General features: G+C 62.9%; 4 protein-coding genes and 1 pseudogene. All 5 read left to right on the top strand.

The features are described from left to right. The first annotated feature begins 15 nt into the window (after window positions 1-15). Window positions 16-1,785, top strand: coding sequence for a ShlB/FhaC/HecB family hemolysin secretion/activation protein (locus PAN31117_RS23880; protein WP_246189243.1), 1,770 nt, complete (start codon window positions 16-18; stop codon window positions 1,783-1,785). Between the two features lie 67 nt (window positions 1,786-1,852). After that, window positions 1,853-2,761: a peptidylprolyl isomerase gene (locus PAN31117_RS23875; RefSeq protein ID WP_246189238.1), complete on the top strand. Its 909-nt coding sequence runs from the start codon at window positions 1,853-1,855 to the stop codon at window positions 2,759-2,761. Window positions 2,762-2,947: 186 nt separating this feature from the next. Then, window positions 2,948-14,788: a two-partner secretion domain-containing protein gene (locus PAN31117_RS23870; RefSeq protein WP_174991102.1), complete on the top strand. Its 11,841-nt coding sequence runs from the start codon at window positions 2,948-2,950 to the stop codon at window positions 14,786-14,788. Between the two features lie 8 nt (window positions 14,789-14,796). Beyond that, on the top strand, window positions 14,797-15,513 hold the full coding sequence (locus PAN31117_RS23865; RefSeq protein WP_150740402.1) for a hypothetical protein: 717 nt from the start codon (window positions 14,797-14,799) through the stop codon (window positions 15,511-15,513). A gap of 144 nt (window positions 15,514-15,657) precedes the next feature. Then, window positions 15,658-16,219: pseudogene (locus PAN31117_RS23860) on the top strand (DUF637 domain-containing protein); the annotation flags it as partial.

Here is a 16,219-nt window from a genome sequence, read left to right as displayed (position 1 = left end):
GTGGCTGCATCCTTGATGGTCGTCGTCGGCACGGTGCACAACGCGTTCGCGCAAACGCCCCCCGGGTTGCCGCCGATACCGTCGACTCCTGCGGGCATCACGCCGCAACAAGACCCCGCGCAGCGCCTGCTCGACGAGCAGCGCAGCCGCGAGTTGCAGCGCGAACTCGACCGTCAGCCCGCACAGATCGAAGTGGCGCCAGCGGCGTCGCCACAGGTGCCGGACCTCCCGGCAGACGCCGACATCGACACGCTACCGGACCCGGAGCCGACGTTTCGCATCGACCGGATCGTCTTCAAAGGCGACACCGTCCTCAGTGCCTCGGAACTCGACCGGATCACCGCACCGTTCCTGCACAAATCGCTCGGGCGGCGCCGCATCGACTTACTGATGCGCCGCCTGACGGAAGCCTTCGTCGCACGCGGCCTCATCACTACGCGCGCCTACCTCGCCACGCCGCAGAACCTGTCGTCCGGCACGCTGGCAGTCACGATCGTCGCAGGCCGCATCAGTGGCTTCACGTTGAACGGCGGTGCGTTGCGTCCCTCAGCCACGGGCGACGGCAAACAAGGCGACGGCGGCGGCCTGCTGACGGACGCTGGCACCGCATGGGCCTTCCCCGCATCGGTCGGCGACGTCCTCGAACTCCCCGCGCTCGAACAAGGCGTCGACCAGATCAACCGTCTGCGTCGCAATCAGGCGCAGATCCAGATTCTTCCCGGCCAGGCGGCGGGCGAGTCGATCGTGGCGATCCAGAACCCATTCGGTAGCCGTCTGAACTACAACGTCGGCTTCGACAACTACGGCAGCACGGCGACCGGCAAATGGCGCACGCGCGCGTCGGTGGAGGCGGGGAACGTCATCGGCTTACAGGAATCGCTGAGCCTGTCTTACGTGGGCACGCGTGACAGCAACGCGCTCGTCGTATCGGCGGCCGTGCCCTACGGCTTTCAGACGTTCAGCTACACCGCAGCGCTCTCCGAATACCAGCAGATCATCGGCGGCACGGCGTTGCTCTACGGCCGCACGCTGAGTCAGATTTTCGGCTGGAACAATGTCCTCAGACGCTCGTCCTCGGGGCGAGTGAGTCTCGATGTCACCCTCACGAAGCTCTCCACCGAGCGCGACGTCAACGACATTGCGCTGTCGCCGCAAGACCTGACGATCCTTCGTGTCGGTGTTTCCGGCCTCTGGCGTTTCACGCGCAACGGCCAGCCCGGTGCGTTGACGGCATCGCTCGGCGTGTCGCAGGGCTTGCCGTGGCTCGACGCCTCGCGCGACTTCAACGGCATTCAGAAGCAAGACGCCCACGCCCAGTTCACCAAGCTCGACGCCAGCACGACCGTCCAGATGCCGCTCGCGCAGATCGGCCCGACGGTTTGGACGTGGCGCACCACGCTCACCGGCCAGTACAGCGCCGTGGCCCTGTTCGGCAATGCGCAGATATTCCTCGGCGGCACGGACTCCGTGCGCGGTTTCATGCAAGGCGGCATCGCGGGCGACAGCGGCTTCTACGTCCGCAATGAGGCCGTGTGGGCCAACGCACCCGTGTGGCAAGGCCTGCGCTGGGAGCCCTATGTGTTCCTCGATGGCGGCAAAGCACATCTGGTGGCCGAAGCCGGATGGCCGACGCTGATCGGCGCCGGTGCCGGGGTGCGCGCGCAATGGCAGTTCCGTGGACAGACATTCTCCGGCGAACTGATGGCGGGCCGTGCGCTCGTGCAGCCGTCGTCTATGGGGCCGAAAGGCAGTGTCGTTCTCGTCACGCTCAATTGGGCGGGATGAATTCCGAAGATGCGGATGTGCGGGCGACCGGCTCGCAGCGTCCGTCAACGTTGTGGGAGAGGTATCGATGAAAGCGAAGTTCAGCCGTGTGTGGATGGCTGCGGGCGTGTGCGCAGCATTGGGCATTGTGACGGTCCCGGCGATGGCGGCGAAGTCTGCGGCCGCGCCGTCCGCCGCGAAGGCGGACGCCAAGGGTGACAGCAAGGCCAGCGCGGAGAAACCGTTGCCGTCCGACGCGATCGCCAGCGTCAATGGCGTAGCGATTCCGAAGGTGTCGGTGGACGCCATGGTCAAGGCCAGCGGCCAGCCCGACAGCCCTCAACTGCGTGAGTTGTTCAAAGGACAGCTGATCGCCAACGAACTGCTCAAGCAGGCTGCGCAGAAGCAGCACTACGATACGCGGCCCGAAGTGCAGGCGGCCGTCGAAGCGGCGAAGACGATGATCGTCACGCGCGCCTTCATGACGGAACACCTCAAGGCTGCGCCGGTCAGCGACGCCGACGTCAAGGCGAAGTACGACGCGGTCGTCGCCACGCTGGGCGAAAACGAGTACCACGCGAGTGTGATCGCCGTGCGCGACGCCGTCACTGCGCAAACCGTGCTCGATCAACTGAAGAAGGGCAGCGATTTCGCAGCGTTGGCGCGTCAGTACAGCCAGGGGCCGAACGCCGCGCAGGGCGGTCAGTTGAACTGGGTGTCCTTCAAGACGCCGATCACGGCGGGCAACACGCAGAACTGGCCGCAGCCGATTGCCGAAGCGCTGGTGAAGCTGCCCAAGGGCGGTGTGTCGAGCGAGCCGTTGCAGATCGGCGACCAACTGTGGATCTTGCGCGTCGACGACAAGCGCGCCACGCAGATTCCGAAGTTCGAGGAGAGCGCGCCGCTGCTGCGCAAGCAACTCGAACAGGTGGCGATGGAAAAGGCCACGGCGCAAATGATCGGCGATCTCGTCAAGAGCGCACGCATCCAGCAGTAATCCGGAAATCATCGAACGATGCCGGGCGCGGTCGAGCCGCCCCGCCGGGCGTCGCTCGACCTCGTCGCGTTTCGACGAGTCGCAGTTAGCGGCACGCAGTCGTCAGCAGTCAGCAGGTCATCGAGCCGCCACATGTTGCGTGGGGGTCTCGCGCTACACACGTCCAAAAAACGAACAGGTCACGCCATGAACGCATCTTCGCGAGGATTCACCGAAGCTGGAGAAAACGCACGTCAGTCGACGCAAGTCGACGACGAGGCGAAGGATTTCCACTTCCCGGAGAAGCCTGCGATTCGTCCGTGGCAGCGTGCCATTGCGGCATGCGTTGCGCTGACACTCCTCGTCAGCCCGATCTCCGTGACGTTCGAACTGAGTCAGTCGGCCGCACGCGAACTGGCGGCTAACACCGCCGGGAAAGCGGGCTTCGACGAGACCGCCCTGACGGTGCTGCGCTCGCTCGCGTCGCTGCGCGTTCACGTCGGCACGCAGACTGCGTCCGCCGCGCCGATCACCGATCCGACCGCGCCGGTCGTCTTCGCACCGAAGATCACCACGAGCGGCAACGGCGTACCCGTCGTCAACATCACGGCGCCGAACGTCGCTGGTATCTCGCTCAATCAGTACCAAAGCTTCAACGTCGATGCGGCGGGCCTGATCCTCAACAACAGTCTGCTCAACGGCACGTCGCTCAACGGCGGGGCGATTGCCGCCAACCCGAATCTGTCGGGCCGCACCGCGAGCACCATCGTCAATCAAGTGACGTCGTCCGGCGGCGCTTACGTATCGGCACTCAACGGTCCGCTCGAAGTGTTTGGCGCGCCCGCCACGGTGATCATTGCGAACCCGAACGGCATCTCCGTGCGTGGCGCGGGCTTCACCAACACCATCGGCGTGACGCTGACGACCGGTACACCGCAGTTCCTCTCGGGACCGGGCGGCACGCCCACCGATTTCGCGAACGCCAACGCGCTCGGCTATAACGTCAACAGCGGCCATATCCAACTGGAAGGAAATGCCGGGATGAACGGTCCCGGCAGCGGCATCGAAGGCACCGTCGGCGCGATCGATCTTATCGGTCAGACGGTCGGCATCAACGCGCCGTTGTACGCGGGCACGCGCATCAACGTCATCACCGGCAATCAACAGGTGCTGACGGGAGCCGTGGACGGTACGGGCACGCGCTACATCACGTCGGCCAACGGCGCGGCCAATACGGCGCAAGCCATCCAGAGCGCGACGGGCAACGCGCAGGCATTCGCCATCGACGCGACGCGCTTCGGCGCAATGACCGCCGGACAGATTCAGGTCATCGGCACGACGGCGGGTCTCGGTGTGCGCATGGCGGGCGATCTCGCGTCGACGACGGGCGACCTCACGCTGTCGTCGGGCGGCGATCTGACCGTAGCCAATCACGCAGCCCAGCAGCAGGTGCAGATGACGAGCGCGGGCAACGTCGCGCTCAGCGGCACGGGACTCGGCGAGAGCGGTTATCGGCTGACGGCGACCGGCGATGTGACGTCGGCCGGTTCGCTGCAATCTGGCAAGGCGATGGATGTGCAGGCGGGTGGCAATCTGACGCTCGCGAACCTTCAGTCGAACGGCGACACCGCGTTGAGTGCTGCGAAGGCGCTGGCGCTGAAAGAAGCGCAAATCGGCGGCAATCTGTCGCTCTCGACACAAGATAGTGCGCTGGGCGACATCCGTCTGACGGGGCCGGTGACGGTGGGCGGCACCCTCGTCGCAAACGCCGCGCGCAGTCTGGTCGTCACCGACAGTACGGGCGCGAACGGTAACGTGTCCGTCGTCACCGGCGGCGATTTCCAGATCGCACAGGGCGCACGTCTGACGGGCCACAACGCGGTATCGACGCAATCGGGTGGCGACACGCGCATCGACGGCACGCTGGCGTCCGGCGCACAACTCGACATGACGTCGAACCGCCGTCTCGACGTACAGGGCGATGTGGCGTCGAGCGGCACCGCACGCCTGAGTGCGGGCGAGACGCTGAATGTCGACGGCACGTTGCTCGGGCAAGCCGACGCGACGCTGCGCGCAGGCAGCGACATCACGGGCAAAGGCAAGCTCGCTTTCGGCACCGATGCCACATTGCGCGCCGGGCGCGATATCTCGCTGACCGGGGCGTTGCTCGCGGGCGCGCTGGATGTCGAAGCAGCGAATGGCATTTCGTTGGCCGATGTGCAAAGCACGGGTGTCGCCGCATTGCGCGCGTCGGGCAATGCGGGGGGCGGCGACATCGCCCTGCAAGGCAAGGTCTCGTTCTACGGTGCGGCGGCGCTCACGGCGGCGCGCGACATTCTCGTGAACGGCACGACGGCCGGTGCAGATGCCGTGACGCTGAACGCCTCACGCGACGTCAATGTCGCAGGCTCGCTTCAGACGGCGGGCACCGCGAATCCGCTGACGATCACGGCAGGCAATGCCATCACCGTCCCCGGAACGATTCAGGCGAGCGCGGACCTCAAGGCGAATGCCGGTACCACGCTCGACGTAGCAGGCAGCGCGACTGCAGCGGGCGACGTCGCCCTGCAATCCGGCGGCGACATGCGCGTGACGGGCAACGTGTCCGGTCAACGCACCGGCAAGCTCGACGCCGGGGGCAATCTCGACATCGGCGGTGGGGCGCATTTCCTCGGCGATACCTGGCTGACGTCCGGTGCGAACGCCACGCTTAGCGGCAGGTTGCAGACGGCGAACCTCGTCGTCACAAGCCGCAACGCCGTCACGCTGGGCGATGTCCAGACCGGCGGCACGCTCGACGTGCTGGCGCGTGGTCTCGACGGCAGCGGCGACATCCGCGTGACCGGGCCGTTGGCGTCCTTCGGTGTGGCGACGTTGAATGCCGCGCGCGATGTCGTCATCGCCAGCACTGGCAAGATCGAGGCGAACGACAAGCTCGTCGTCACGGCACAGCGCGATGCACAACTCGACGGTGGTGTGACGGCAGTCGGCGACGTGGCGATTACCGCGACGTCCGGCAACCTGAACACGACGGCGAACCTGAGCACGAATAGTCAGCTCGCATTGACCGCCGGGCAATCGGTGACGCTCGGCGCACCGCAGACGAGCGCCATCGGCAACGCCACGGTCACCGCAGGACAGGACATCGTGCTGAGCGGCGCGCTGGTCGGACTTGCGGGTGTCCTGCAAGCCGGACGCGATCTCGTCGGCGCAGGGGCGTCGGCGTTCACCAACACCGCGACGCTCGGCGCGAACCGCAACGTCAATCTGTCCGGCGTTTTGCAGGGCAACGGTGTGAGCGTGACGGCGGGCAACAGCGTGACCGTTTCCAGCGTCACGTCCAATGGTCTGTTCTCGGTATCGGCCAACGGCAACGCGGGCGGTGGCGACGTCGTCGTCAACGGCGAGTCGAGTGTGGTCGGCACAGTCACGCTGAAGGGCACGCGCGACGTCACTGTCGCAGGCATTTTGCAGACGGGCGAAGACGCCACGCTCATCGGCGCGCGCGACGTCAATATCACGGGCACGGTCCGCACGGCGAAGGACGCAACGCTGACGGCGACGCAGGGCAGTGTCAACGTCGACGCGCAGGGCAAGCTCGGCGTCAACGGACAACTTAACGCGTCGGCTGGGACGGACGTCGTCATGGGCGGGCAGACGGCGGTTGCGGGCAACACGACGCTGACCTCGGGGCGCAACACGGTCGTTCAGGGCGTGCTGAACGGTCAGGGCACCGGACGAATCGATGCGGGCCGCGATGTCAGCGGCGCAGGCTCGGCGTCGTTCACCGGTGCGCTCGACGTGAGCGCAGCGCGCGACGTCGACCAGAGCGGCCTGTTGCAAGGCGGCGGTCTGACGGTCGTCGCGGGCAACAGCGTGACCGTCAAAAACGCACAGTCGACCGGCGCATTGACGCTCACTGCCAAGGGCCTTGCAGGCGGTGGTGACATCGTCGTCAACGGTGAATCCGGCGCACCCGGCACCGTATCGTTGCAGGCCGCGCGCGACATCACCGTGGCGGGCACGCTCGGCGGCGGCGCTGGCACCACGCTCGACGCGCAACGTGACATCGTCGTGGGCGGCGCGATCCAGTCGGTAGGCGACGCCAACCTGACGGCACGCGGTGGCAGCATTCGCGCGACGGGCGGCGTGAGTGGCGGGTCGAATCTCTTCTTCAACGCAGCGCAAGACGTCACACTCGGTCAGTCGACGAGCGCATTGAGCGACGTCACGATCAACGCCGGACGCGATCTGCAACTCGGCGCGGTGTTGCTCGGTGTGAACGCGAATCTGGCGGCGGGCCGCACATTGCTCGATACCGGCGACGGCAGCAGCAAGGCTGTCTTCACGGGCAACGCTACGCTCGCGTCGGCAGGCGACACACGACTCACGGGCGGCGTGCAGGCGAATGCCATTGACGTGACGGCGGGCGGCAACGCAACGCTCGGCGTCCTCAACTCGGCCACCGGCATCAAGGTCACGACGACCGGCACGGCGGGTGCGCTGGGCGGTCCGGGCGACATCGTCTTCAATGGTGCAGTGTCGTCGCCGAATGCGTTCTCGGCGACGGCTGCCCGAGACATCCTTCTGGCGGGCAGCGTGGCGTGCGGTGCGGCTTGCGAGCTGACCGCACAACGCAATCTGTCGGTGACAGGCACGGCGCTCACGATGGGCGACCTCTCGCTCATTACGCGGATGGGCGACCTTGCCATCAGTGGCGAGGTGACGACAGCAGGTGCGCTGCTGGCAACGAGCGCGGGCAACGCAACCCTTGGCGGCAAGCTGAGCGTGCAGGGCGATTTGCGCGCTACTGCTGCCAACGATCTCACGCTGACGGGGCAAACCAACGTGCAGGGGATCGGTGCGTTGCGCGCCGGTCGCGACATCCTTGGTGACGGCACGGTGCTGTTCGGCGGCGACGTCACGCTCGATGCCGGACGCAACACGGCGCTGACGGGCGCATTGTCTGGCCAGAATGTCGACATCCACGCGGCAAACAACGCAGGTCTGCATAACGTGCAGGCGACCAAGGCACTGACGGTAACGGCCGATGGCGGCGACGTGGCTATCACTGGCGACGCCGTCGCACTCGGCACGGTAACGCTGACCGGCGCACGCGACGTCGCAGTCACCGGCAAGACGGTCGGTGGTGACAACGTCACCGTGAGCGCCGCGACGGGCGACATTCGTCTGCAAGGCGACACGGCTTCCGAGCGCAACCTCACGCTGACGGCGGCGAACGGCGCAATCACGACGGGTAATGCGGGCGCGCAGGGCGACGTCACCGTCAATGCGGGTAAGTCGCTGACGATGCAAGGCGACACGACGGCCAACGGTCTGGTGCGTCTGACGTCCGGCGGCGATATGACGTTGGGCAACGTGCGTAGCGTCGTTGCAGACGCTGTCGCGGGTCTGCTGACGGCAGGCGGCAAGCTCAGCGCTACGTCGCTGACGTTCGGCAATGGTGGCCTCACCACGATGTCAGGTGGCGCGACGCAAGTCACGGGAGCCATCGTCGCAGGCGATGCCCTGACGATGACCACGACCGGCGACCTGACTGCGGGCGCTATTCAGGCGGGCAAGTCAGCCACGCTCACGGCGGGCGGTGCGGGTGACGTTCGCGTTGCGGGCGACGTTGGCACGGGCACTAGCCTGAGCGTCAATGCAGGACGCGACGTGATGCTCGGTGGCGCAGTGACGGCGGGCGAGGGTGTGACCGTCACTGCAGCTCGCGACCTGACGGTGACCGGCGCGCTGTCGGGGAATCAGGACATCGCACTGACCGCGACACAAGGCAACGTCACGCTGACGGGCCCCGTTACCGCGATCCAGAACTTCACGGCGAAGGCAGGTAGCGCGCTGACGATGGGTGCGGCGCAAGTCAACGGCGACACGTTGCTGACGTCCGGCACGACGATGGCACTGGGCGGTCATCTGATCGGCAAGGGTACGGCGACGCTGCAATCCGGTGGCGACATCACGGGCAGCAATGGCGCGCTGACGTTCGGCAAGGACGTGGCTATCACGTCCGGTGGCAAGCTGACGCTTGGCGGCGTGGATACGGCGGGCGATGTGAAGGTGACGTCGACAGGCGACGCGGTGATTGGCGCGCTGACCTCGATGGGCAAGGCATCGCTCACCAGTACGTCGGGCAGTCTGACGCTGGACAAGGTGCTCGTCGGCGGCACACTCGACATGACCGCCGCGACGCATCTGACGGCACTGCAAGGTGTGTCGAGCATGGGCGCGATGACGTTGACCGCGCAGAACGGCAATCTCAGCGTCGCGAACGTCTCCGGCAACGATACGGTTGCGCTGCGTGCAGGACAGACGCTCACGCTGGGCGGCACCAACACCGTCGTCGGCGACATGACGCTCGATGGTGGCAATGTCGTCATCAACGGTGCGACGACGGCATCCAAATCCTTCACAGTCACGGCAATCGGCGCGCTCGATGCGAGCGGCGGGCAACTCTTCGTCACCCAAGACGCGAAGCTGAGCGGCGCGCGCATCGACACGGGCGCGATGATTGTGGGTGGCGCGCTGAATGTGACCGCGACGCAGTGGATCAAGACGCACGGCCTCGCGCTCATCAATGGCGCGACGACCTTCAATGCGGGCGCAGGAACGTTCACGAATTCGGCGGGCGCGTCGGTGCTGAGCGCCGGGCCGTTGTCGGTGACGGCGGGCGGCATCGTCAACGAGGCGAACGGGCAACTGGCGTCGACGAAGGCACTGACGCTGACGTCCACCGGCAACATCGTCAACAACGGGCTGATGAACGGCAGCACGACGTTCGTCACGGCGGGTGGCGCGCTCACTAACACCGGGACGGTGCTTGGGGCGAACGGCATCACGCTCAACGTCGGCGGGTTGAACAACAACGGCGGCATGATCCTCGCGGGCGACGTGACGGGCGCGAATCCGGCGAGTGCGGATCTTGCGTTGACGGTCAACGGCGCGGGCACGGTCACGACGGCGGGTGGCGAGCTGGCCGCGACGCGCAACCTCGCGGCGTCGATGGGCGCGGCGACGTTCGACGTGACAGGCGGCGCGTTGCAGGCTGGCGGCACGATGTCGATCACGGCCAACGTCATCAACAACACTGGATCGCTGCAACTCGGCGGTGCGAACACGGTGCTGACGGGGCTGGCGTCGTTCCTGAACAGCGGCACGATCCAGAGCAACGGCGCGCTGACGCTCGCGAGCAACGGCTGGTTTACGAACATCGGCAGCGTGGTGGGCGGCAGCGACGTGACGATCAACGCGGCGACGATCAACGGCGTGGGCGCGACGATTCACGCTGACCGCGATCTGTCGTTCACGCGCGACGTCATCAACAGTGGCCTCATCGAGGCAAACCGCAACCTGAGCGCCACGGGTGGCAACTTCACGAACGCGGGCGCAAAGACGCAGGCGGCTGGCGACATCACGTTCTCGTTGCCGGGCACGCTGAACAACATCGGCGGCACGATCATCGCAGGGAACAACCTGACGGTGAATGCGGGGGCGGTGATTAATGATCAGGCGGCGGGGTCGGGCGCGGTGACGACTACGACGACGGTTGTCGATCCGAGTCTGATCTGGAGCGCGATTGTTGGAACGCGCACTACGTTCATCACCGATTGGGATGCGGGGATGGGCGGGGAAGGTGATGCCACTTGGAAAATGAAGCAGGTGACGAATACGGCGACGCTCGGAGATTTTCTCTCGCCGACCGGCGTCACGATGGAGGGCAAACCCGGAGACATCAATCCGTGGACGGGAGACCGTTGCTGGGTGTTCACCGGTCCTCAGGCGTGCGGTCTCGGTACAGCTGCACCGGCGATCGGTTCCGGGACGTTCTATATGAACAAGTTGAGTGGTACGCGGGTGGACGCCGACGTGTCCTCCAACTACGACTATTGGCAAATGAGCACTGCGCCGATTCCCGGTGCGCAGGTTTCGGTGGCCATCGCGTTGCCAACGGTGAATCAGACCTCCACCGTCATGCAAATGGGGGCGAACGGCGTCATGATCGCGGGCGGCGACATTTCCATGACGACGTCCAGCCTGTCGAATCGGGGCGGACAGATTGCAGCAGGGCGAAATTTGACGCTCAACGTCGGATCGATGGCCAACGGCGCGGTGTCGCCTACGACCACCAGCTCTGTCGTGAATGCGGTCGATCAAGGGCAATACTCCGCATTCCTCGCACAGCTTGCGTCGTTGGGGGTGATCGAAAATCAGAGTGTCTCGTTCAAAATCGTGGCCGGGGCTGCGGCACCTTCGTCCACATCGACGATTTCGTGGTCGACGCCTCTCGGCCTGATAACCGCCGCGAACACGATCAATCTGTACGGTGGCAATCTCGTCAACGAGGGCATGATCTATGCCCAGAACAATGTCAACATCTTTGCTTCGAGCGTCACGAATCAGGGCGGCAACACGCAGCAGTTCACGTCGCAGGCCGGGTGTGCGGCGGGCACGAGCAACGCTGCCTGCTACCGAGGTAACGACGTTCGCGGGCAGAATCCGAACACCACGTCATTCACCTTCGCGCAGAACAACGCTGCAATCATCGCGGGCAACAACCTGACGATTGCTGCGGGCACGATCAACAACAAGTACGGCGATCTGATTGCGGGCCACGATCTCGTTATTGGCGGCGTCGGCTCGTCGGCGACGGGCACCACCGCAGCCGATTCGCTCACCAACACGTCGGGCAACATCCTCGCAGGTAACAACCTGACGCTGAAAGTCGCAGGCGGCATCACGAACACGTTGCCGCCGCCGGTTCAGGTGCACGAGAACTACGGCAAGCTCGAAAAGTACTCGGGCTGTATGACGGCGGGTGGCTACAAGGAAAGCTACTGCGAGGCGTACGTCGATCAGCAGTCGGGCAACTCGTCGATCATCGGTGCGGGGAACAATCTGACGATCAACGCCGGGTCGCTGACGAACGTCGGCAGTCTGATTACGGCGGGGCTTAACGCGACGATCAACGTCAGCGGCCCGGTGGTCAACAGCGCACAGACGCTCAATGCCTACTGGCACTCGCACTGGGTGCAAGAGACGGGCATGTTCGAGTCGGACAAGCGTCATGACGTGTGGAGCTGCGGCAGTGCTGCGGAGTGTACGTCGCTGTATGGCGATGCTTACACAAGCGTAGGCGGTGTCATCAACCCGCCGACACCGGTGGGCAACATCGCCGCGACGATTCAAGCGCCGAACCTGACGGTGACGTCGGGTGGTCAGATCGTCAACGTGGGTAACGTGGTTGGGCAGTCGGTGTCGCTGACCGGTACGAGCTTGGTCAACGGCATCACGACGGCGAACACGTACACACCGCAAGTCGGCAACGCACCGCAAGTGATCAGTCTGGCTCCGGCGAACGGCGGCCTGAATCTGACGATCCCGGCGAGCTTGGGCGGCGCAGGTTCGTCGATCCTGACGGGAGCCATGGGCCAGCAGAACGGCCCGAGCTACGTCGTCGGCGGATTGGGCGCGACGCTCGATCCCGTCTCGCCGCAAGTGCTGATCTCGAACTTGCCCGCGTCGCTGCAACCGAGCACGACGACGTTCTACTTCTCTCCGCAACAAGAAGCGATCCAACTCCAGCAAGCCGCCCTGATGCAAACGGGCAAGGCGAGCTTCATCAATGGATTGTCGACGGATAGCACGTCGCAGTTGAGCGTCAACGACCAGCAGAAGCTGGTGATGTACGGCAACGCAGTCGAGTACGCGAAGACGAACAACATCCAGTTGGGTCAAGCGCTGACGCCTGAGCAGATCGCAGGGCTGTCGCAACCGATGCTGTGGTACGTCGAGCAGACGGTGCCGGAGCCGGGATGCGCTGCAACGGGTAATGCGAAATGTCCGACGGTCACAGCGCTAATGCCGCAGGTGTACCTGCCGGAGAACTTCACGGCGTTGTCCGCAGGCGGGCAGATTCTCGCGAGCAATGACCTGTCGCTGAACTTCGGTAATACGGCGACAGGCGGCAGCATCCTCAATACGGGCTCGATCACCTCAGGCGGGACGCTGACGGTGAACACGGGCACGCTGACGAACCGCGCGAACGTGGTGAACGTCGGTGAAATCTGGAGCTACATCAAGGACGCGGGTTACCTGAAGACCACCGGCACGATGGTGCAGCCGGGCGGCTTCATGAGCGCAGCAGCGGGCGGGTTGACGCTCAACGTCGATCAGTTCAATCAGATCGGTGGCGCACTCCAACTCTTAGACCCGAACGGCCAAGTCGATCAAGCCGCGACGCAAGCGTTTATCGCGGGTGTGGCTGCACAACTGGGCGACAACTTCATCCAGCAGACGCTGCAAAACGACCTGCACACGGATTTCGTAAAGCAGGGCGGGAACTTCGGGATTCAGCAGGTTGGGATGATCATGGCAGCAGCCATGACGGGCGCAGCCCTTGGCCCGCTGTTCTCGGGAATGATCGCAGCCCAACTGGGCACGACGGCCGCGACATTCGTAGCGGGTGGGTTGGGCAACGTGATGGCGAGCGCAGCACTCACTGCCATGACGAGTTCAACACTCACGCAGGTGATGTTCACCGGCTCGTTGGACTTCGGCTCGGTACTGAAGACGGGGTTGTCTGCGGCGGTTACGGCTGGGTTGCTGAACGGGATCACGTATTCGAGCGCAGACGGTTTGGGGTTCTCGACGACAGCGTCCCCCAATAGCCTGGCCAGTCTCGCGGGCGTGAAGCCGACTTTCGTAGACGGTGCAGTAAGTCAGGCGGGTGCCACGACCGCAGGCCAGTGGTTCACGCAAGGCGTAGCGATCCTCGGCCAATCTGTGATTCAGGCGGGTGTGCAATCAACGATTCAGGGAGGGAGCTTCCTTGATGCGTTGAAGGTGAACGGGGTAGGCAATCTGAGTGCGGCATTGGCATTCAAGATTGGTGACGCCAAGCTGGACAACGCATTCGGCGACGTGAAGTCCCAGTTGTTGGGCGACCAGGTCCAGGTCGCACTTGGATCGGCGTTGTCCCATGCGGTACTGGGGTGTGTCAGCTCCGCCGCTTTAGGGACGGGCTGTGCCGGTGGCGCTATTGGTGGGGCGACGAGCGCATTGATCAGTCCTTGGCTTGCACAGGGGATGTTGGATGGAACACCCGGCGCACAGCAACTAACGCCACAACAAATTGGTCTTCTCGTCGGTATCGCATCGATGTCGGGAGCTCTCGTGTCGGGTCTTGCGGGGCAAGACCCAAATGCAGCGGCGAAGACGGCTGCAAACGAGGCGCAGAATAACCAAGCACAACATACCGCTCCTCAACCGCCCCCGCCCCCAAATCAACGAGTCGGCGGTAGCTCCTCGGGACAAAAAGGCACTTGGTTTCCGAATCAGAAGGGGGAGTTTGACGAGTTCGGACTCGCCGGCTCTCCAAGCAGTTCAGGTAACGACCGGAGCCTTGGCACGAGTTTTCCGATTCTGGACATAGGCAAGCGCTTGTTGGATGGGAGTCCGCAGGCGGTGCAGGATGCAGCCGATTTGGTGTTTGCCAACCCTAATGTGTGTGTGGTGGCGGCGGCACTTTGCAACGCTGTCATCATTGCTTCGTCGACGCTGGGTGGTGACTCGCGCGCGCCGTCCGAAACCGGTACGCTTGCCGCCAACAGATACGCTGGTGCAGCGGCCGAACGGGAGGCGAGCTTTGGGTTGGCTAACCAGGGCTTGCAAGTGCAAAGGCAAGTGAGCTTCACATCCGATTCAACCCGAGCAGTTGCGGATTACGTTATTGATGGTGTTCCTAATGGGAATGTCAAAATCCCATCTGGATTTATTGCGGAGGATACTAATGGAAAGGTTCTGTTGGATGCGAATGGGATGCCAATTTCATCGTTTTTTCTAAATTCGAAAGGGAAGGCGGTGATTGAAGTTAAGGCCGGTAATGCGGATCTTACGAAAAATCAGTCGGTGGTATATCCCGCCATTCAGTCTGGGAGTGCTGAAGGTACCGGAAAAGGAACTAATGCGGAAATAATTGGGGTGAATGGTCCCGTCCCAAGTGCGCCAGTTATTGTTCTTCGGAAAAAGTGAGGTGAGTTGTGGCTTCGTTTAAAAATGATGTTTATGAAATTTGTGTCGAAGCAGTCAAAGGGTTTTCGGGGTGGGAATTTTCTTCTGGAAGATTTATAAATAAATTAAAGGGGCATACGAATCTGGTGATTTATGGCGGGTTTGGATTTCGTGGGGATGTCGCTTCATTTTATCCTGGTGTGCAGTTGAATAATAAAAAGCTGGCGAAGTTGTGTAGAATTGTGATTGGTGAGGAATTGCCGGCTTCTATAGTTAGTTTTCAGAGGATTTCGAACTCGCTCGAGAGTATTCCATCCAATCTTCGATTGGGTTGTGATATTGTAAAAAATAAAGGAATGATGCCTCTCGAAGATGTCGATGCTGCAATAAGAGAGACATTTGTGGATATCTCTGATGCTCGTGACTTGTTTGAAGCTACCATTAGGGATGGAATTAGATTTATTGAAGCTCATTACGATTTAAGTAGTGAGGAAAAATTCTTGAGTGCGTTGCCTGCCAAGTACGAGACTTGGCACGTTAATTCTCCTTATGACGAGTGGGAGCGACGGAAAGGGGTTGTGATGTGCTTGGTGCGTATGCTTATTGGAGATTTTGATTTTGTTGAGCGTTATGGAAGTGCAGGCTTTGAGACGATTTTTCCGAAGGAAACTAGGGAAATAGAATTAATATTGAAGTCTCTCCCTGAGCTCAAGGGGAGATATGAGAGGACGGGGTCTGTTGTGTAAGAAATATTTAAAAAATTCGATTTTCATCGAGTGCATTTCAGTTGCGCTAAGTTCTTTGTAACGATCAATGTCAACGGCCCGGTGGTCAACAGCGCACAGACGCTCAATGCCTACTGGCACTCGCACTGGGTGCAAGAGACGGGCATGTTCGAGTCGGACAAGCGTCATGACGTGTGGAGCTGCGGCAGTGCTGCGGAGTGTACGTCGCTGTACGGGGATGCGTACACAAGCGTAGGTGGCGTGATCAATCCGCCGACGCCGGTGGGCAACATCGCCGCGACGATTCAAGCACCGAACCTGACGGTGACGTCGGGTGGTCAGATCGTCAACGTGGGTAACGTGGTTGGGCAGTCGGTGTCGCTGACCGGTACGAGCTTGGTCAACGGCATCACGACGGCGAACACGTACACACCGCAAGTCGGCAACGCACCGCAAGTGATCAGTCTGGCTCCGGCGAACGGCGGCCTGAATCTGACGATCCCGGCGAGCTTGGGCGGCGCAGGTTCGTCGATCCTGACGGGAGCCATGGGCCAGCAGAACGGCCCAAGCTACATCGTCGGCGGATTGGGCGCGACGCTCGATCCCGTCTCCCCACAAGTACTGATCTCGAACTTGCCTGCGTCGCTGCAACCGAGCACGACGACGTTCTACTTCTCTCCGCAACAAGAGGCCATCCAACTCCAGCAAGCCGCCCTGATGCAAACGG

The organism is Pandoraea anapnoica (assembly GCF_902459765.1).
Taxonomy (GTDB): Bacteria; Pseudomonadota; Gammaproteobacteria; order Burkholderiales; family Burkholderiaceae; genus Pandoraea; species Pandoraea anapnoica.
Note: the sequence above shows the minus strand (reverse complement) of the source record. Positions and strands in the feature narration are given on the sequence as shown.

Coding starts and splice junctions, on each gene's coding strand:
- PAN31117_RS23870 (WP_174991102.1), top strand. CDS start 2,948: ATGAACGCATCTTCGCGAGGATTCACCGAAGCTGGAGAAAACGCACGT.
- PAN31117_RS23880 (WP_246189243.1), top strand. CDS start 16: ATGGTCGTCGTCGGCACGGTGCACAACGCGTTCGCGCAAACGCCCCCC.
- PAN31117_RS23875 (WP_246189238.1), top strand. CDS start 1,853: ATGAAAGCGAAGTTCAGCCGTGTGTGGATGGCTGCGGGCGTGTGCGCA.